At 40.7% G+C, this 18,907-nt stretch carries 24 protein-coding genes and 2 tRNA genes; 6 read left to right on the plus strand and 20 right to left on the minus strand.

Annotated features, from left to right (window positions below):
- Positions 1 to 23: 23 nt before the first annotated feature.
- From rplT to N2257_01725, 19 genes are all read right to left on the minus strand, one after another.
- Positions 24 to 383, minus strand: coding sequence for a 50S ribosomal protein L20 (rplT, locus tag N2257_01635; protein ID MCX7793099.1), 360 nt, complete (start codon positions 381 to 383; stop codon positions 24 to 26).
- 12 nt (positions 384 to 395) lie between these two features.
- Positions 396 to 596 carry a 50S ribosomal protein L35 gene (gene rpmI, locus N2257_01640; GenBank protein ID MCX7793100.1) on the minus strand — a complete coding sequence of 67 codons (201 nt, stop codon included), beginning with the start codon at positions 594 to 596 and terminating at the stop codon, positions 396 to 398.
- Between the two features lie 11 nt (positions 597 to 607).
- A complete protein-coding gene (locus N2257_01645) occupies positions 608 to 1,093 on the minus strand; it encodes a hypothetical protein (protein MCX7793101.1) in 486 nt (161 codons plus the stop codon).
- Position 1,094: 1 nt separating this feature from the next.
- Positions 1,095 to 1,601: a translation initiation factor IF-3 gene (infC, locus tag N2257_01650; GenBank protein MCX7793102.1), complete on the minus strand. Its 507-nt coding sequence runs from the start codon at positions 1,599 to 1,601 to the stop codon at positions 1,095 to 1,097.
- Positions 1,598 to 3,352, minus strand: a complete 1,755-nt coding sequence (thrS, locus tag N2257_01655) for a threonine--tRNA ligase (GenBank protein MCX7793103.1) — start codon at positions 3,350 to 3,352, stop codon at positions 1,598 to 1,600. The genes infC and thrS overlap by 4 nt, the downstream gene beginning before the upstream one ends.
- Complete coding sequence (gene pth, locus N2257_01660; GenBank protein MCX7793104.1) at positions 3,343 to 3,894, minus strand: aminoacyl-tRNA hydrolase; 552 nt, start codon at positions 3,892 to 3,894, stop codon at positions 3,343 to 3,345. The genes thrS and pth overlap by 10 nt, the downstream gene beginning before the upstream one ends.
- Positions 3,895 to 4,548, minus strand: coding sequence for a 50S ribosomal protein L25 (locus tag N2257_01665; protein MCX7793105.1), 654 nt, complete (start codon positions 4,546 to 4,548; stop codon positions 3,895 to 3,897). It lies immediately after the preceding gene.
- 54 nt (positions 4,549 to 4,602) lie between these two features.
- On the minus strand, positions 4,603 to 5,547 hold the full coding sequence (locus N2257_01670) for a ribose-phosphate pyrophosphokinase (GenBank protein MCX7793106.1): 945 nt from the start codon (positions 5,545 to 5,547) through the stop codon (positions 4,603 to 4,605).
- A 42-nt stretch (positions 5,548 to 5,589) separates the two neighbouring features.
- Positions 5,590 to 5,662 (minus strand) — tRNA-Gln (locus N2257_01675).
- 128 nt (positions 5,663 to 5,790) lie between these two features.
- Complete coding sequence (locus N2257_01680; GenBank protein ID MCX7793107.1) at positions 5,791 to 6,009, minus strand: GntR family transcriptional regulator; 219 nt, start codon at positions 6,007 to 6,009, stop codon at positions 5,791 to 5,793.
- A 59-nt stretch (positions 6,010 to 6,068) separates the two neighbouring features.
- On the minus strand, positions 6,069 to 7,139 hold the full coding sequence (gene dsrB / locus N2257_01685; GenBank protein MCX7793108.1) for a dissimilatory-type sulfite reductase subunit beta: 1,071 nt from the start codon (positions 7,137 to 7,139) through the stop codon (positions 6,069 to 6,071).
- 24 nt (positions 7,140 to 7,163) lie between these two features.
- Positions 7,164 to 8,360, minus strand: a complete 1,197-nt coding sequence (dsrA, locus tag N2257_01690; protein MCX7793109.1) for a dissimilatory-type sulfite reductase subunit alpha — start codon at positions 8,358 to 8,360, stop codon at positions 7,164 to 7,166.
- Between the two features lie 119 nt (positions 8,361 to 8,479).
- Positions 8,480 to 8,947: an N-acetyltransferase gene (locus N2257_01695; protein MCX7793110.1), complete on the minus strand. Its 468-nt coding sequence runs from the start codon at positions 8,945 to 8,947 to the stop codon at positions 8,480 to 8,482.
- Positions 8,919 to 9,482: a 2-oxoacid:acceptor oxidoreductase family protein gene (locus N2257_01700; GenBank protein ID MCX7793111.1), complete on the minus strand. Its 564-nt coding sequence runs from the start codon at positions 9,480 to 9,482 to the stop codon at positions 8,919 to 8,921. Before N2257_01700 ends, N2257_01695 begins: the two co-directional genes overlap by 29 nt.
- A gap of 61 nt (positions 9,483 to 9,543) precedes the next feature.
- The gene (locus N2257_01705) at positions 9,544 to 9,756 is read right to left on the minus strand and encodes a hypothetical protein (protein ID MCX7793112.1); all 213 of its coding nucleotides are present in this window, start codon (positions 9,754 to 9,756) and stop codon (positions 9,544 to 9,546) included.
- Positions 9,757 to 9,855: 99 nt separating this feature from the next.
- Positions 9,856 to 10,587: a thiamine pyrophosphate-dependent enzyme gene (locus N2257_01710; protein MCX7793113.1), complete on the minus strand. Its 732-nt coding sequence runs from the start codon at positions 10,585 to 10,587 to the stop codon at positions 9,856 to 9,858.
- Positions 10,584 to 11,993 (minus strand): sensor domain-containing diguanylate cyclase, encoded by a 1,410-nt coding sequence (locus N2257_01715; protein ID MCX7793114.1) that lies wholly within the window; start codon positions 11,991 to 11,993, stop codon positions 10,584 to 10,586. The genes N2257_01710 and N2257_01715 overlap by 4 nt, the downstream gene beginning before the upstream one ends.
- Positions 11,993 to 12,961 (minus strand): Ppx/GppA family phosphatase, encoded by a 969-nt coding sequence (locus N2257_01720; GenBank protein ID MCX7793115.1) that lies wholly within the window; start codon positions 12,959 to 12,961, stop codon positions 11,993 to 11,995. The genes N2257_01715 and N2257_01720 overlap by 1 nt, the downstream gene beginning before the upstream one ends.
- Complete coding sequence (locus N2257_01725; protein ID MCX7793116.1) at positions 12,888 to 14,552, minus strand: proline--tRNA ligase; 1,665 nt, start codon at positions 14,550 to 14,552, stop codon at positions 12,888 to 12,890. The genes N2257_01720 and N2257_01725 overlap by 74 nt, the downstream gene beginning before the upstream one ends.
- A gap of 62 nt (positions 14,553 to 14,614) precedes the next feature.
- Between N2257_01725 and N2257_01730 the strand changes: the two genes are divergently transcribed.
- A tRNA-Thr gene (locus tag N2257_01730) sits at positions 14,615 to 14,686 on the plus strand.
- A gap of 412 nt (positions 14,687 to 15,098) precedes the next feature.
- On the opposite strand, the gene N2257_01735 is transcribed toward N2257_01730, so the two are convergent.
- A complete protein-coding gene (locus tag N2257_01735) occupies positions 15,099 to 15,311 on the minus strand; it encodes a hypothetical protein (protein MCX7793117.1) in 213 nt (70 codons plus the stop codon).
- A gap of 311 nt (positions 15,312 to 15,622) precedes the next feature.
- Between N2257_01735 and N2257_01740 the strand changes: the two genes are divergently transcribed.
- Genes N2257_01740 through N2257_01760 form a run of 5 tightly spaced genes read left to right on the plus strand, consistent with a single transcriptional unit; the run spans position 15,623 to position 18,904 of the window.
- Positions 15,623 to 16,441 (plus strand): flagellin, encoded by an 819-nt coding sequence (locus N2257_01740; GenBank protein MCX7793118.1) that lies wholly within the window; start codon positions 15,623 to 15,625, stop codon positions 16,439 to 16,441.
- Between the two features lie 48 nt (positions 16,442 to 16,489).
- Entirely contained in the window at positions 16,490 to 16,960 is a 471-nt protein-coding gene (locus tag N2257_01745; protein MCX7793119.1) for a hypothetical protein, read from the plus strand.
- A 1-nt stretch (position 16,961) separates the two neighbouring features.
- On the plus strand, positions 16,962 to 17,360 hold the full coding sequence (locus tag N2257_01750; GenBank protein MCX7793120.1) for a flagellar biosynthesis repressor FlbT: 399 nt from the start codon (positions 16,962 to 16,964) through the stop codon (positions 17,358 to 17,360).
- On the plus strand, positions 17,341 to 17,715 hold the full coding sequence (gene flaF, locus N2257_01755) for a flagellar biosynthesis regulator FlaF (GenBank protein ID MCX7793121.1): 375 nt from the start codon (positions 17,341 to 17,343) through the stop codon (positions 17,713 to 17,715). Before N2257_01750 ends, flaF begins: the two co-directional genes overlap by 20 nt.
- Before the next feature lies 1 nt (position 17,716).
- The gene (locus tag N2257_01760; protein MCX7793122.1) at positions 17,717 to 18,904 is read left to right on the plus strand and encodes a tetratricopeptide repeat protein; all 1,188 of its coding nucleotides are present in this window, start codon (positions 17,717 to 17,719) and stop codon (positions 18,902 to 18,904) included.
- The last annotated feature ends 3 nt before the right edge of the window (positions 18,905 to 18,907 follow it).

The following is an 18,907-nucleotide window of genomic DNA, read 5'->3' on the forward strand; positions in this document are numbered from 1 at the left end:
AAGCTAAAAGGAGAGCAAATATCTCAGGCGCTGAGTGCTGATTTTGCTGTATCAACTATCTTCTGGAAGGCCTTTGGATCGTTTAATGCCATATCTGCAAGTACCTTTCTATTCAGCTCAATTTTTGCCTTTCTGAGTCCTTCCATGAGTTTCCCATAGGTGATACCGAGGGCCCTTGCTGCAGCATTTATCCTCACTATCCAGAGGGCACGAATCTCACGCTTCTTTGCCCTTCTGTCTCGGTAGGCATACTGAAGTGCCTTCTCAACAGCTCCTGCTGCTACCTTATAGGAACGACTCCTGGCACCGTAATAACCCTTTGCAAGTTCAAGGATCTTTTTATGTCTTCTTCTCGTCTTGAAACCACCCTTTGCCCTTGGCATATCTGTTCCTCCTTAAAAAGAATAGGGTAAAAGTCTCTTGATGTTCTTGTAGTCGCTCTCTGAAACAAGAGCAGATTCTTTGAGTCTTCTTGTTCTTCTTGAAGATTTACCTGTAAGGAGATGGCTTTTGTTAGCCTTTCTCCTCATTATCTTACCTGTTCCTGTGACCTTGAATCTCTTTTTTGCACCACTGTGAGTCTTAAGTTTGGGCATTCTGACCTCCTTTATGTCTTCTTTTTCTTCTTTATCTGTCTGATCTCTGTGCTTTCTCTGTGTGAGATTACTTCTGTCTTTAGCTCAGAAAGCTCTTTTTTAAAACCAGCCACCTCATTGTCTAATTTGCTTAATCCTGTCTTGATTTCTACCACATCTACTTCAACCTTATTTAACCTGACCTTTATTTCACCAACCTCTACCTCTACTGTATTTAACCTGTTTTTAACCTCTGATACCTCTTTCTCAACCTTATTCAAGCCATTACTAAATTCTGACCTGAGTCTTTCCTCTGTCTCCTTCAATCCTGACTTGAATTCTGACCTTAATTCCCTCTTGGTCTCTTCATTAGTAGTCCTGATCAAGCGTTTTATATCTTCCTGTGCATCTATTACAAAGTTCAGTTTGTGCTGAAAATCCTCGGCAAGAATACCGAGATATCTTTTCAGCTCTTCTTTGAACTCTTCAGCATCCGCTTTAGTAAAATAATCACTCATCCTATTTTCCCGGTGCAATAACCATTGTTATGTTGCTGCCTTCAAGGGTTGCCTTTTTTTCCACTGTATATTTACCCTCGATCATCTGAAGAAGTTTTTCAAAGACCTTCATCCCGAGATCCGGCCTTGTTGCCTCTCTTCCTCTGAGCATCATGGTTATCTTTGCCTTGTTACCATCATCGAGGAATCTTCTTATACTCTTTGCCTTAAGCTGTAAATCGTGATCATCTATCCTGGGTCTCAGTTTTATCTCCTTTACTTCTATCGTCTTTTTCTGGTGAGACTTCTTCTGCATCTGGTATCTGTACTTGCCATAATCCATTATTCTGCATACAGGTGGATTGGCATTGGGAGCTACCTCTACAAGGTCAAGGCCTCTTTCCCTCGCAATGGCAAGTGCCTCCTTAATAGGCACAATCCCAAGCTGGCTTCCGTCAACATCAATGAGCCTGACCTCACTCCTTCTTATAGCCTCATTTACTCTGATATCCTTTTCTATGAAAGTCACCTCCTTGCTTTAATCTCCTCTTTAAGGTAAGAGATAAACTCCTCTGCCTCAAAGGGTCCAATATTTTCGCCGCTTCTCTTTCTTACAGTGTATCTCTTTTCTGAAACCTCTTTATCACCTATTATAACCATATAGGGCACTTTCTTTAAAGTGCATTCTCTTATCTTGTGACCTATCTTTTCATTCTCTGATCTGAGCTCCGCACGGATATTATTTTTACGGAGTAATTTATAAAATTCTCTTGCAAAGTCATTATGCCTTTCAGCAATGGTGAGAACAGCAACCTGAACAGGAGCAAGCCATAATGGAAAAGCACCAGCGTAATGCTCAATAAGTATACCAAAAAATCTCTCAATTGAACCCATTAAAGCCCTGTGAATCATTATCGGCCTGCGTTCCTTTCCATCACTTCCCCTGTAGGTAATATCAAATCTCTCAGGAATATTAAAATCAACCTGTATGGTGCTACACTGCCAGGGTCTATTTAAACTATCCTTTACCTTTATATCAATCTTTGGTCCGTAAAAGACTCCTTCACCAGGGTCAATGGAGTAATTCAGGCCTTTTATCTCGAGAGCCCTTTTGAGGGCATTGGTTGCCCTCTCCCAGTTTTCAGGTGTTCCTACATACTTTTCCGGCCTTGTGGAAAGATAGACATCATAATCATTAAAACCAAAGGTTCTTAAAATATAAAGTGTAAAATCAAGGACATGAAGAACCTCTTCTTCTATCTGATCCTCTCTGCAGAATATATGGGCATCATCCTGGGTGAAGCCCCTTACTCTAAGAAGACCGTGAAGTACACCGGATCTCTCATATCTATATACTGTGCCAAGCTCAGCAAATCTAAGCGGCAAATCCCTGTAACTTCTGAGCTGACTTTTATATACAGTAATATGAAAGGGACAGTTCATCGGTTTTAATTCATAAAGTATGTTCTCAATCTCCATTGGCGAATACATGTTCTCTCTGTAGAAATCCAGATGGCCGCTCCTCTTCCAGAGTTCAAGCCTTGCAATATGAGGTGTATAAAGAAGCCTGTAATCAGCCTTCAGATGTTCATCCCTCCAGAAATCTTCTATAATCTTCCTTACGATTGCACCATTGGGATGCCAGAGAACCAGACCAGGACCGACCTCTTCGTTGATACTGAAAAGGTCCAGCTCCTTGCCAAGTTTTCTGTGGTCCCTCTTTTTGACCTCCTCAAGAAAATCAAGATAATCCTTTAGCTCTTTTTCTGTAAAAAAGGCTGTGCCATAGATTCTCTGGAGCATCTTATTCTTTTCATCGCCCTTCCAGTAGGCACCAGCAATACTTAACAATTTATAGGCCCTAACATCACCTGTCCGAGAAACATGGGGACCTCTACAGAGATCTATAAAATCTCCTTCCTCATAGATAGATACCTCTTCATCGGGGATCTCTTTTATGAGTTCAATCTTGTAAGGCTCTTGAAGTTCTTCAAAAATCTTCAGGGCCTCATCCCTGCTAAGAATCTTTTTTACAAAGGGTTTATCCTCCTTTATTATTTTTTCCATTTCATCTTCTATCTTTTCAAGGTCTTCCGGGCTGAGGGGTTTATCTATATCAAAATCATAGTAAAATCCATTTTCTATGGCAGGTCCTATGGCAAGCTTTGCCTGAGGAAAAAGCCTCTTTACAGCATGGGCCATTATATGAGCAGCACTGTGTCTCAGGGTCTCCAGGTCAAGATTCTGGGAGACCTGTTTTTCTCCATAATTCACTGACATAAATCCTTATTGCCTTTCAAAATATCCAGGGATATAATCTCCGGAAGTTTCTTAATTGCCCTTTCAATGGCATCATTAATTATATCAAGCTCCTGAGCAGTGAATCTCTGGAGGACATATTCTTCCGGAGGAAATTCCCTGCTCCTTCCAATGCCTATCTTTAGTCTTGTAAAATTCTCTCCGATTGCCTCTATAATTGACTGCACACCCCTGTGACCTCCCGATGAACCCTTCCTCCTGATCCTTACCTTTCCAGTAACCATGTCAAGGTCATCATGAACCACGACAACCCTCTCTGGAGGAATATTAAATTCTCTACAGATCTTTAGGACTGCCTCACCACTTCTGTTCATATATGTCATCGGTTTTAGAAGCAATATATCGGAGCCATTAAAAATAGCCTTTTCCATCATATAAAGTCCGAAGTCTCTGAGCCTTATACCGAGAATTTCAGAGAGCCTGTCGATAAAAATAAAACCTACATTATGTCTTGTAAATTCATATTTTTTACCTGGATTTCCTAGACCAGTGATGAGCCACAATTATTTCTTTCCCTCTTCTTTCTCCTCTGCCTCTTCCTTCTTTCCTTTCTTTATGACCTCTGGTTCAGTAATTTCAGGAGCTGCTGGTGCTGCTTCTTCCACAGCAGGTGCAGTAACTGTAACTATAACCTCTTCAGGATCTGTAAGTATCTTTATGCCCTCTTCTAATTTTAGATCAGATACATGAATTGATTGACCAACTCCAAGACCTGAGACATCAACCTCAATGTGACCGGGTATCCTGTCCGGGAGAGCCTCTATCTCAAGTTCCCTTAGAGTATGCTGAAGAATTCCGCCCTGGTCTTTAACACCCTTTGGCACACCTTTTGTTATCACCTTTACAGTTAGTCTTACTGTCTCTGTCAGTAGGACTTCCTGAAAATCTGTGTGAAGCAGTTCACCAGTAATCGGGTCAAGCTGATAGTCTTTAATTATAGCGAGTCTGTTACCCTCTGGAAACTGAAGATTCACAAGGACATTCTCGCCCTTTGTCTGTCTGATAATCTTTATGAATTCCGCCTTTGGAATCCTTATTGGTTCTGAGGTGCCAGCCCTGTATATAACCGCTGGTAATTCACCTTTTCTTCTTAAGGAGCGGGCAACACCCTTTCCTGTAGCCTCTCTTCTGTATGCATTTACAGAAACCCTTTCCATCTCACTCCTCCTAAAAATTTTTTTATTTATTCTACAAACAATAAAGAGACATTTTCAGATAAAAAGTGAACTTATTGATGTCTCTTCATGAATCCTCTTTATTGCTTCTGCAAGAAGCGGTCCTATACTGAGGACCTTCAATTTTTTGCAGGCCTCCTGCTTGCTGTCAAGGGGAATGGTATTGGTTACTATAACTTCCTTTATCGGCGAGGAATTCAATCTTTCCACAGCCTTTCCTGATAGGACAGCATGGGTGCATGCTGCATTCACTGATCTGGCACCATGCTCTATAAGTGCCTGGGCAGCGAGGGTCGTTGTCCCACCAGTATCAATAATATCATCAAGGATTAAGGTATCCTTGTCCCTCACATCTCCGATTACGTGCATCACCTGGGAGATATTTGCCTTTTCCCTTCTTTTGTCAATTATTGCAAGAGAAGAACCAAGTTTCCTTGCAAATGTCCTTGCCCTTTCCACACCGCCTGCATCAGGTGATACAATTACAAGCTTTTCGCTATCATAATTCGCCTTTATATAATCAAGTAATACAGGCATCGCATAGAGATGGTCAACGGGAATGTCAAAAAAGCCCTGTATCTGTCCTGCATGGAGATCCATTGTAAGAACCCTGTTTGCACCTGCAACTGTTATGAGGTCAGCAACAAGCCTCGAAGAAATGGGAACCCTTGGCTGAACCTTTCGGTCCTGTCTTGCATATCCATAATATGGTATAACTGCAGTTATACGTCTTGCTGAAGCCCTTCTTAAGGCATCCATTATAAGCAGTAGTTCCATAATATTATGGTTAACAGGAGCACAGGTTGGCTGAATTACAAAGACATCTGTACCGCGAACATTTTCATTAATCTGTACCATTATCTCTCCATCACTGAATGTGGTTACAGTGGCATCACAAAGGGGTGTTCCCAGATAGGAGGCAACCTCCTCCGCAAGTTTTCTGTGTGCGTTCCCTGTTATAAGTTTTATTCCCTCGGGCATAATTTTCCTTTAACCAATCTCAATCTATTGATTCTTTAATTACTGGGGCGGGAGGATTCGAACCTCCAGATGGGAGATCCAAAGTCTCCTGGCTTGCCCGTTTGCCTACGCCCCAATATAAAGATGCGCAATATTACAGCAAGCCCTGAATGAAAAATTATAACATAATCATAAAAGTCTTAACAATAAAAAGGCAGTCTACCGCTCCGGGCAACTGCCTTTTATACAACCCTTTATAAACAATTATTGTTTTGGTGGAATCTCTACAAAACTTCCACCGAAGTATGTGTAAATAAGTTTTCCTTCATCAATGAGCTCTCTCAGAGCTTCTTTTACCTCCTGCCTTGATACACCGGTCTCTTCGGATATCTTCTTCTCTATATCAGACTGTTTGAGTTTCTTTTTGCCCATGGACTGCTCTACAAGGCTGTAAACCTTCTGCTTTAATTCTGCCTTATCCATCCAGCTCCTCCTTTCTAATAATTAATCAGGTCAGGGCCTGTAAGCCCTGACCTTATATTTTACCACTTAAATGTTGCTGCTGTTCTGAATGTCTCCCTTGCTATTAAGAAGTCGTCAATATGCTGATAGGTGAATGGCAGACCGGTGATCTTAAAGAACTTTTCCCATCCTATTCTCTCTATCCACTCACCTACCCTCTCATGCTTCATTGCACCCTTTTCATAGGCATTGAGTATCTTTTTAACTGCATCTACTACCTCTGGCCATCTTGGTGGATTATTCTTTATGAAAGGAACAACAAGCTTGGAGAACTTTGGTGGAGTTCTGAGGTTTCCAACCTTTCCACCGGCAACTATAGCCACGCCGTCAAACTCAGGGTCATGAATCTCCATAGGAGGGCATACTGTATAGCAGTTACCGCAGTACATACATTTGTCTTCCTTAATCTTAACACTCTTTTTTGCTGGATCGGGGCTAATTGCACCAGTAGGGCAGGCAGCAATTGTGGAAGGAATCTCACACATATTAGGCACCTTCTCATGGTCGATAACAGGAAGTTTTCTGTGGACAGCCACAACTGCTATGTCAGAGCAGTGAACCGCACCGCACATATTAACGCAGCAGGGAACTGCAAGCCTTACCTTGTTTGGAAGCTCCTTGGTTGTGAAGTACTCCGCCAATTCATCCATCAGGACCTTCACAAGACCAGAGGCATCAGAGGCAGCAGAATGGCAGTGTATCCAGCCCTGAGTGTGAACTACATTTGATACCCTTGGACCTATACCTCCCATCATATAGCCCTTCTTCTTGAGCTCATCCTTAAGAGGATTAAGATTCTTCTCATCAGATACAAGGAACTCTATATTATTTCTTGATGTAAACCTGAGATAACCTCCGCAGTATTTCTGGGCTATATCAGCAATCTCCCTTAGTGTATCTGTGCTAAGAAGCCTTGGTGACGCAACCCTCACGGACCATATCTTGTCTCCACTGTTTGCCACATGAACCATTACTCCTGGTTCAAGAACCTCGTGGTACTTCCAGTTACCATAATTCTTCTGTATAACAGGTGGTAAGAAATCCTTATAATGAGGTGGTCCTATATCTGTTCTTCTCTGTGGTAAAGCCATGTTATCCTCCTTTATTTGAAATTTTTAAAGTTTTGAATTCGGAACAAGCTCTTCTTCCTTCCAGAAATAGAAAGGATCCCTCCTGGGCTCTTTGACCATTCGAGGATCCGGTTCAAGTCCTACATATTCAAGATATTCCCTCATGCCACGCCTTATAATGAGCTCACCTATCCTCTCTCTGTTCTTTCCATATTCATCCCAGTATTCAAGGCTCTTTCTGATAAAGTCCTTGAGAGGATCATAGGGTGGCTCAAGCTTCATGAACGGTATTATTACCCATGAAAGTGTTGCTCCAATTACGAAGGGTGCTTTACTACCAAGAAGGATGGTTGCACCCCTTTCACCTGTTGGCCTGAGAGCCTTTGTCATCTTTGAAATACAGTGCATGCATCTTGAACAATCCTCATCATTTATCTTGAGGTTCTTTCCATCGTAACTCATGCACTTTGTAGGACATCTGTCAACTATCTCCTGCTGGATATTCATACCATTCTTTGCATACCACTGCACTGCATCCTGGTCAATCTCTATTTTTCCCTTCCATGTTCCTATTATCGAGAGATCTGCTCTTGCAATGGATGCTATGCAGTCAACAGCACATCCAGCTGTCTTTATCTTGAATTTATAAGGGAAGGCAGGTCTGTGAAGCTCATCCTGGAATTCCTGTGTGAGGCTGTAGGTTATATCAAGGGTATTGATATTAGACCATTCACATCTTGCAGGACCAATACAGCAGCTCGGTGTTCTCATTGCTGAACCAGAGCCTCCCAGGTCCCAGCCACGGGAAGAAAATTCAGCAAATACAGGTTCAAGATTTTCTGTGTTTGTTCCAAGAAGGATTATGTCTCCGGTGGAACCATGGAAATTAGTAAGGCCACTTCCATATTTATCCCATATATCACACATCATCTTGATTGCCTCTGATGTGTAAAAGAAGCCTGCTATGGAATTAATTCTCACCGTATGGAAATTAGCAACATTTGGAAACTGATCGGGAAGAGATGAATATCGACCTATAACTCCAGAACCATACCCCCTTACACCAACTATTCCACCATGCTTCCAGTAACCACGTTTATCCCTGTAGGACTTCTCAAGCTGGGCAAGCTCATCTCTTGCCATTGCATTCTTCTTTGCTGCCTTTTTGATCTCTGTTACAAAACTTGGCCATGGACCCTTTTCAAGCTCATCAAGCAAGGGTGTTTTTGGCAGTTCACTCATAACACTCCTCCTTTTTTTATTTTTAAGCTGGCTAAGGCTCAGCCGAAGATTTTTTTGAAAACATACAAAGCTACTATATATGAAAGGTTCTGGTCAAATTAAAAAATTTAATCAATAAATCATTTTTCTTTATTATCTAAATCTATAATCACTGCATCTTCATCACATTCAGGAAATTTGGGACATCTAAGACAGTCTCCCCATATTTTCTGGGGCAGTTCTGTTTTCTGGACTAATCTGAAACCGCTCTTAATAAAAAAATCAGGATGGTAAGTCAGCGCAAAAACTCTTTTAATTTTAAGCCCTTTTGCCTCTTCAAGACACTTCTTTAAAAGCCTTCTTCCAATACCTTTTTTCTGATAATCCCTTTTAACAGCGAGTGACCTTATCTCTGCAAGATCCTCCCAAAGGATATGGAGGGCGCAGAGACCTACAATCTCTCCTTTATTTTCACAGATATAAAAATCTCTTATGTTTTCGTATAGCTCATTCAGCGAGCGGGGAAGCATCTCCTCTTTTTTTGCAAATTCATTAATAATCTTCTGCATCTCTCTCACATCACTTATTGATGGTTTTCTTATTCTCAATGTATTCTATACCTCTCATGATAAGTGTTTTATTTATTTCAACGAGTTTTATCCTTGAAAGAGGTATTGTCTCTTCTAGTGCTTTGAAGATGTCTTCTATTTTAAGTATGCCTGTTACAGCTATGAAGGCTCCGAGCATTACCATGTTTGCACCCCTTGGGTTTCCCTCCCTAGCGGCTATTTCGGTTGCTGGCACAGGAAATCCAGAATTTGCAGTTCCAGCTATTACATCGCTATTAATGACTGAAGAATCATAAAAAAGGAGACCGTCTTTCTTTAATCTCTGAAAAAATTTTTTCAGGGATGCTTCATTAAAAACTATAAGTATATCTATCTCGTTCACAACTGGAGAACCTATAAGCTCATCAGATATAACAACGGTACAATTTGCTGTGCCACCTCTCATCTCAGCGCCATAGGATGGAAACCAGGTTACCTCTTTTTCTGAAAGCATCGCCGCATGGGCAATGGTCTTTCCAAGAAAAAGTATTCCCTGACCTCCAAAACCAGCTATTATGATTCCCTTTTCTTTCATAACTTCTCTCACAATCTTAATGTCTTGAGGACCTTCTCAATCTTGGTCCTGTGGTCCTCTATTATATCCTGAGGAGTACCTCAGGAAGCTGATTTGCTGTAAGGCCATCAACCATTTTTAAGAAATTGGTCTTTGAAAGGTTATCAAAGAAAGCATTAATCTCCCTGAATACCGGTTTTATTGCATTAGTCACACTTTCAAGTATCTCCTCATTATTAACCTTTCTACCCAGAGTCTCTTTTACCTTGCAAAAGTTTATTTCTGGGCCAAACATTTGATTATAATGTCTCTTGATTTAATGGTTGCAAGGCCTTTGAAGTCATCTTCACTAACAGACCGTCTCCTTTGTCTTTTCATTACTACCTCTAAAATTTTACTGTTTTAGTATACCGGTTTTAAAATAGTTCTTCATGTTTTCCTTGAGCCATTTTCTGGCATCACCAGGGCTCATTCCCCAGTCTGTCGGACAGGGAGAAAGGATCTCAACAAAGCTGAATCCTTTATTCTCCATCTGATTGATAAAAGCAGTAAGGATATACTGCCTTGTCTTTTTAATATCTCCTACTGAATCAAGGCTTCCCCTTGCAACAAAGGTTGTTCCTTCAAGTATTGAAAGCATCTCTGCCACTTTTATAGGAGAACCATGCCTGAGTCTATCCCTTCCTTCAGGTGTTGTCGATGTTTTCTGGCCTATAAGTGTAGTCGGCGCCATCTGACCTCCTGTCATTCCATAGGTAGCATTATTAATAAAAATAACAGTGATATTCTCTCCCCTTGCAGCTGCATGTATGATCTCAGCCATACCTATGGAGGCAAGGTCGCCATCTCCCTGATAAGAGAATACAATTCTATCAGGCATTACCCTCTTAAGACCGGTTGCAACAGCTGGTGGTCTTCCGTGAGCTGCCTCTACAATATCAAAATCAAAATAACCATAGGCAAAGACAGCACATCCAACAGGTGCTATGCCAATTACCCTTTCCTTTATTCCGAGAGTGTCTATGCACTCAGCAACAAGTCTGTGGCTTATACTGTGCCCGCAGCCCGGACAGTACCTGAAAGGAACATCCTTTAGACAAGACGGTCTTGAAAAGACCTGTTTCATTCAGAACCTCCTTTTTCAATCTTTCTCAGCTCATCAGCTTCAAAGATAGCCGGCTCTTTATGGTAAAGTATCATTTTATTTTTACCAAGTGACTTTGCCTCATACATAGCCTTATCAGCAGCACTCAGAAGCCTGTCAGCATCAGTAAAATCATCAGGGCATGTGGTAATTCCACCACTTATTGTAACAGGACATATAACCTCCGCACCTTTATCAGACCTGCATTCAACCACTGTTTTTGAGATCTCCTCTCTAATCCTGTTTGCTATTGCACCCGCCTCTTCCTTTCCTGTATTTGGAAGCAAGAGAATGAACTCCTCTCCTCCATAACGGGCTATTATATCAACCTTTCTTAATGTCCTTTTGAGGATATCTGCAAGGACCTGAAGAACCCTGTCACCCGCCAGGTGACCATACTCATCGTTCACCCTCTTAAAGTCATCTATATCTATTAGCACAAGAGAAAAATTAGCCCCATACCTCTTTACCCGCTCTATTTCCTTTTCGAGGGCTCCATAGAAGTATCTGCGGTTGAAGAGACCTGTAAGACTATCTGTAATGGAAAGCCTTTCTAGTTCCTTAAAAAGCCTTATCTTATCAAAAACAAGAGCGACATTGTTCCCGATAAGTGATATTATAGAGGCAAGCTCAAGGTCAAAGACCCGTTCCTTCCTGTTGCCAAGAAGGAGATAGCCAAGCACAGTACCGCTGCTAACAAGAGGCACGATCACAAAAAACAAAATACCTTCTCTCATGAGAATTTCATTACTTCCGATCTCCTCTCTGTCAAAGACCCTCATGGGAGACTCTGAAGAGGTTATTAGTTTCTGAAAATCTCCCTGAATAGACCTCTGAAAGGCAAGTGAAAAACCCCTCTGCGCCCTGACTGCAAGACCTCCTCTTTCCTCTGCTGGTGTCAGAACAGCTCCCACCCCGAAATCTCCCACGAGCATACATTTTTCAAGTATATTACCATATAGCTCTTCTGTTTCAGAGGATGAGATAAATATATTGGATATGGAATTAGCGATCATCAGTTCCTTGTTCTTTCTAAGGAGTTCTTTTTCCGCATTTATAAATCTTGTTACATCAATAAGATATATAAAATGGGTCCTTTCACCGTAGAATTCCTGACTTCTATTCAAATCAATCTTCACTTCAAATACCGAATCTCCCTGATAGACATAAAGATTTCTTGGCCTGTGTTCATGAATCAAAGCTTCTGTTAAATCAAGTCTTATATCTCTGAACAGCCCTATATCCCTAACATCAAGACCTACTGAAACCTTTGCTGCACCTGACAGAAGCATAAAAGCCCTGTTAAAATCAATAATGGTAAAGTCATGTCTTACTACAACAAGAGGGATACTTACAAGGTCAAGAAAGTGATTAACAGCTCTACTCATTATAAACCCTCGTCTCTCATTAAATCAGTCTCATATTTTATTATACCCTCTAAGATACCAAAATCACTAACCACAATGCTCTCTTGAGAAAATAGCTTCATAATCTCCATAACTGTGATAAGGCCTGCAAGGATTATATCCTCCCTGCCCTTTTCCATGCCCCTGATCTCGCTCATCTCTTTTAATGTTAAGGTAGAAAGCCTGTCAAATATTGCTTTCAGATTTGGAAAGAATAATCTGTGACCGTGAATTCTTTCTGGAATATAAGTATCAAGAGAAAGATCAATACTGGCAAGGGTTGTAACTGTTCCGCCTGTACCTATAAGTGCCTCAGGCTTGAGCCCTGAGGCTAACGATTGAAGTGCAGAGAAGATATTTTTAATATCAGAACTTATTCTGTAAATAATTTCCTTTGACGGAGGGAAATTCCTTATGTGCCTTGAAAGCTTAAGGACACCAGCAGGAACGGAGTGCAGCTCTGTAAAACCATTTCCACTTATGACAAATTCTGTGCTTCCTCCTCCAATGTCAAAGGCAATGAATTCCTTAGGGAGCTCAAGACCGAGCCTGATACCTTCTATTGTAAGGAATGCCTCTTCCTCAGGTGTGATAACCCTGATATCAATACCTGTTTCATTTTTTACTCTTTCAATAAAGTATTTGGAATTTTCTGCCTCTCTTAAGGCAGAAGTACCAACAGCAGCTATCCTCCTCACATTAAATTCCTCTGCCTTTTTTCTGAAATTCCTGAAACAATCAAGGCTATCCTCTATTCTCTGCTCATTTAATCTACCGCTGTTCGTGATTGATTCACCAAGCCTTGTAATCCTTCTGTCTGAATAAAGCCTCTGCAAAGTCTTTCCTTTTAAAAAACCTATAAGAAGTCTTATGGTATTAGAACCCGTATCTATAGAGGCTATCAGGGGAGAGCTTTGTGAGGGTCTTTGTTCTTCTTTCTTTAAGCTCAATGTATCCTTCCTTTAAACCCTTTTCACCTATTATAACCTGATAGGGTATGCCTATTAGATCGGCATCCTTAAATTTAACGCCTGGTCTCTGATCCCTGTCATCAAGAAGGACATCAAGTCCTCTTTCTCTTAAGGCATTATAAATCTTTACTGCCAGGTCCATAACCTCACTGCCTGTGCTTAATGGAATGATTTCAATATCAAATGGTGCAATGCTTTTTGGCCATATTATGCCGTCAGCATCATGGTTCTGCTCTACAGCAGCAGCCATAATCCTGGCAGGACCGATTCCATAGCTCCCCATTATTATGGGCTTCTGCTGGCCAGAGCTATCAAGATAAAAAGCCTTGAGAGGGACTGAATATTTTGTGCCAAGCTTAAAGATATTACCTACCTCAATGGCCTTCTCCATCTTCAATCTTCCATTGCATTTAGGGCATCCTTCTCCCTCTCTCGCTACATGAAGCGGATACCACTCAGCCTCAAAGTGAATACCTGCCCTTAAACCCTTTACATGATAGTCCTTCTTATTTGCACCACTTACATAAAAGCCATCTTTAAGGACAGGATCGGCCAGAATCCTAAGCTTGTGACCATGAGGTCCTATGAAACCTGGCTCGGTTCCAATTTTTTCCAGGATCTCTTCTTTTAATGCCTGTCTGAATGGACCTATTATCTTCTGGAGCTTCTTTTCGTGAAGCTGCTGATCTCCCCTCAAAAGTACAAGGACCATCCCTTCAGAAGCCATCAATGCAAGTGTCTTTATAAAACCCTCCTTTTGTAAACCAAGAAACTTAGAGACCTCTTCAACTGTTTTTAGACCAGGTGTGTAAACCTCTTCCAGATTTGACTCTTCTGAATCATAGTGAGCAGGAACAGAATCAGCAACCTCTACATTTGCTGCATATCCACATTTATCACAGAGCAAAATCTCATCCTCACCTGCAGACGAGGGCGCCATGAATTCATGAGACTGACCACCACCCATCATTCCAGGGTCTGATTCAACTTCATAGAATTTCAGGCCACACCTTTGAAATATCCTGTGATAGGCCTTTCTGTGTATCTCGTAACTTTGAGCAAGACCCTCTTCGTCAATATCAAAACTGTAGCTATCCTTCATAATGAACTCTCTTGTCCTGATAATTCCAGCCTTTGGTCTTGCCTCATCTCTTAGTTTTATCTGAATCTGGTACCATATCTGGGGAAGTTCCCTGTAAGACCTTATCTCTTTTGCAGCAAGCCATGCCATAACCTCTTCGTGAGTCATTCCAAGACACATATTCCTTCCACCCCTGTCCTTGAGCCTGAACATCTCATCCTTGATCTCAAACCATCTTCCAGTAGCCTCCCAGAGTTCAGAGGGATGAAGTACAGGGCAGGTTATCTCCTGAGCACCGATGGCATCCATCTCTTCCCTTAAGATCTTTATAATCCTCTGCATTACCCTCCAGCCAAGGGGCAGAAAGATATAAAGACCTGATGCAAGCTGTCTGATAAATCCACCTCTCAGAAGAAGCCTGTGGCTTACAGACTCGGCCTCCTGGCCAACCTCCCTCAAAGTAGGTATAAATAGTTTTGAATAAAACATGGTAATAATTGTAAAATTACCATCTTCAGAAGGTCAAGTGCAGGTATGTTAAAATAAATTCAGCCGGGATAGCTCAGCGGTAGAGCAGCTGATTCGTAATCAGCTGGTCGAGGGTTCGAATCCCTTTCCCGGCTCTTGTCTGATTTTTGTTGTGTAAGATTTTTTATTCCAATAGCTTAAAATCTTTCAAAGGAATCATGTCAAACTCAACAGTACCATGTATGAATTGCTTAAGTAACTTTCCAGATTTTCGCCATTTTACTGCCCTTGTTGAAATTTCAATTTCTTGCCATTCTTTATCTGACCGCTCGTTGTCCACTGAACAATGATGTAATCCCTTGTCATGATAGATGCTAAAGACGTCCGAACCTGCCGTACCATCTGGAAATCGGTTTTGGATCAATACCATGAAGTTGATAGTCTAAGGCCGCATAATTGCTATTCTATCTTCTAAAAGTATTGAACCAAAAATTGTTGCAGGTGTAAATTCTATTGGAAGCGAATTTATAAAATTGAGTCTTTTTCCATTTGGCGTGTCGTACCACACTACATCACTAAGTCCCTGTTACCAAGAAAAAAAATTAAATCTCCTTCATTTTCTGCTTCAAATGATTTGGTTTTTACATCCTTTTCACTTTCAATATAATCATAACGCCTCTTCAGAGGATGCCATGATAAACACCAAATGTTTTCTTGACCAATTAATTTATTAAGCCAAAATTTTAATTCTTCTGGCAAAGCATAAAATGCATAACTCATTATTATTCACTTTTATTTTAATCTGCTGTTTGTAATAATGTAAAACCAGGCGTTGTACCTGTAGCACGATATAATTTTAACCTCTAAACATAGGTATTTACCAGTCTCTATCCCCTTTTTTAAATCTTGTTTTTTCGGCATTTTACAGTAAAACTTTAGTTATCCCAAATTAAAGTTTTCGCTCAACAGTCCGAATCAAAAAGTGAAGGCCAAATACGGGAGAAAGGAGGTGGAAATAATTAGAAATTCCCAGGGCCTGAATTCAAACCGGTAAGAATTACCGGTAAAATTCTCAGAAGGAGGTATTTAAGATGCCAATCAATGACATTACCCTTACCGCTGGAATGCGGTCAAATCTTTTAAGCCTTCAGAAAACAGCAGAACTTTTTGACAGAACACAGGTAAGACTCTCAACAGGTAAAAAGGTCAATTCCGCCCTTGATGATCCTGTAAACTACTTTGCAGCAAAGGCACACATGAACAGGGCATCTGACCTTGCAGCGCTCAAGGATATGATGAATGAGGCGATCCAGACCGTTAAGGCTGCTGACGCAGGTCTTTCAGCAATTGAATCACTTATCTATCAGGCAAAATCTCTTGCCCAGTCAGCACTTCAATCAAATGATGCAACCACAAGGTCAAACTTGATGGCTCAGTACAATGAAATACTAAATCAGATAGACAATGTGGCTGGTGACTCCGGATATCGTGGCACAAATCTTATTGATGATGGTACAGACAATCTAGTTGTAATATTCAATGAAGATGGCACAAGCACCCTTACGATTAACCACCAGGATGCAACTTCCGCAGGACTCGGAATAAATCAGGCTACTGACTGGTCATCAGATACAAATATCCAGACATCAATCAGCGAGCTTGATTCTGCGATTGTTACCCTGAGGCAGTACTCACAGACCCTATCTTCTAATCTCTCAGTTGTTCAGACAAGGCTTGACTTCACAAACAATATGATCAATACTCTTACAAAGGGTGCAGAGAACCTTACACTTGCAGACATGAATGAAGAGGGTGCAAACCTGCTAATGCTCCAGACCAGACAGGCACTCGGTGTAACAGCTCTCAGCCTTGCATCTCAGGCAGCCCAGTCAGTACTGAGGTTATTCTAAATTAAGGCAGGGGCTCTGCCCCTGCCCTGATTGATTGCAGGTTATGCCATGGCTGTAACAGGAATAGGTGAAGGTCATTATCAAGTACTCCGTATAGGGTCTGAGGATAAAAAACAGGAATTTTTTTCTTCAGGTAAAATTGATGAAAAAGAATTTACCATTGAATTAAAAAAATCTGACAGTTTCAAAGAAATATACTGGATAAAATCAGAACTTTATAACTCATTACGCAAAGAAAATTTTAAAGACCTCATGGAAAATATTTCAGAAAAACCCCTCCACGTAAAAAAGGTATTTCCACCCTATCCACCTTTAGATGAAGACAGAATAAAAGCACTCACGAGTTTTTCTGCCTTCAGGGCACTTATTGAAAGGCTCACAATACCGCCTGAACAGAAAGAAGAAATAACCAGACTTTCCGCTGAGACAGCTGAGATAAAAAGTCTTCAAATAAGGCACTACCTTTCTAAAGAAAAAAATAGTATAACAGGAGAAATGATTTTTTTAAAGGAATTTTAACATGGCTCTCAAGATAAATCTTAAACCAGGAGAAAAGATAATCATAGGTGGAGCAGTAATTAAAAATGGCGACAGGCCAAACACAATTTATATAGAAAATAAAGTCCCGCTCTTAAGAGAGAAGGACATAATGAAAGAGGAGGATGCCCTCACCTACTGTAGCAAGATATATTTTGTTATACAGCTCATGTATATAGATGGTAAGAACATGTTAGATTATCACAGAATTTACTGGAAGCTCGTAAGGGAACTTGTTGATGCTGTTCCGAGGACAACAGGTATAATTGACCAGATAAGTCAGAACATTCTTGAAGAAAATTATTATCAGGCATTAAAGCTTGCGAAAAAACTCATGGAATTTGAAAAGGAGGTATTAAATTATGTTAAAAACAGGCATTGAGGCTTACAGGGATGTTGAGAAAGCCACCCTTTCAGGAAGGGAACTTGAAGCATCTATCCTTGTCAAGGCAGCCCATCTCCTTAAGGAGTGCAGGGATAGATGGAATGAGCCAGACAGGGATGAAAAGCTTGATAAGGCATTGAGGTACAATCAGAGGCTCTGGAGTCTTTTCCAGGCAGAACTCTCAAGACCTGACCATCCCATGCCAAAGAATTTAAGGGAAGACCTTCTGAGTCTCAGTCTCTTTATTGACAAAAGGACCTTTGAATTAATGGCATCACCATCTCCTGAAAAACTTGATATCCTGATAAAGATAAATCTTAATATAGCTGCTGGATTGAGATCAAAGCCTTGAAGTGTTTAATAAAGCAACCATAAGTGAAAACCTCTTTTCCGTACTTGGGAACAAATTTAGCAATTATTCCTCTTTCTCAGGGACAGCTCTTTCAAGGGCAATTGATCTTTACCTGAGTGGTAACTATGAAGGTTCTATCAGAGAACTGAGAAGGGCTATCAGTCTTGATCCCTATTCAGAAAATAGCATAAAGGCCTATGAATTTATGGCACAGGCCTTTTTGAAATTACAGAAAAAAGAGGATGCAGAAAAGACTTACAGAGAGGCAATTAAATTATTTCCTCAAAATGATAACCTCTATCTCAAGCTTGGATATCTCTACTTTCATGAAGGAAGATATAAAGAGGCTGAAGACGCCTTTTTAAAGGCTGTAAGATTAAATCCATCTGAAGATAATCTCTATGCACTGGGTCAGGCCTATCTATCACTTAATAAATTTAAGGAGGCAAAGGAGATCTTTCAAAGAATATTAAAAAGGGAACCGAAAAATTACGGTACTCTATATGCCCTTGGGCAGATATATGTAAGAGAGGAGAATTATGGCGAGGCAATAAAGATATTTAAAGAAGTGATCAGCATTAAGAGCGATTTTGCCTATGCTTATTTTGACCTAGGAGCGCTCTACGCTGATATGAATGAATTCAGTCTCGCCGAAGAACAGATCCGCATTCTTGAAGGAATAAATAAAGATCTGGCAGAGGACCTGAAGGCCTATATATTAAAGGTAAAAAAGCCAGGATTCATATTTGTAGATACCTCCAGAGCCTTTAATATAAAAAGGGGACCTGGTACACCTCTGAGCTCTCTTGACCCTGCTCTTTCAGTTCCTGGTGCATCAAAACGTTTCATGATAGAGTTTTATTTTGATAAACCCATGGACAGAAGATCTGTTGAAAAAATAACTAACTGGTCAATTACCAGATCATCAGGTATCAATCAGGGCGGTCTTTATAACTGGGGACTTCCTGTTCCTCAAACAGAAATATCAATCAATCCCCTGCCTGACCTTGTTATTTATAATTCTCAGAGGAATTCTGCTACAGTCATATTTACACTGAAACAGAATAGCACGGGTGATGGTACCATTGATCCATCCCATATTATTTTTAGATTCTATGGAAAGGACATCTATGGCAATTATATGGATCCTTCAAAGGATGAATACGGAGGTCTTTCACTAATAGTTTAAAAA

This window comes from Thermodesulfovibrionales bacterium, from assembly GCA_026417875.1.
Lineage (GTDB): Bacteria > Nitrospirota > Thermodesulfovibrionia > Thermodesulfovibrionales > CALJEL01 > CALJEL01.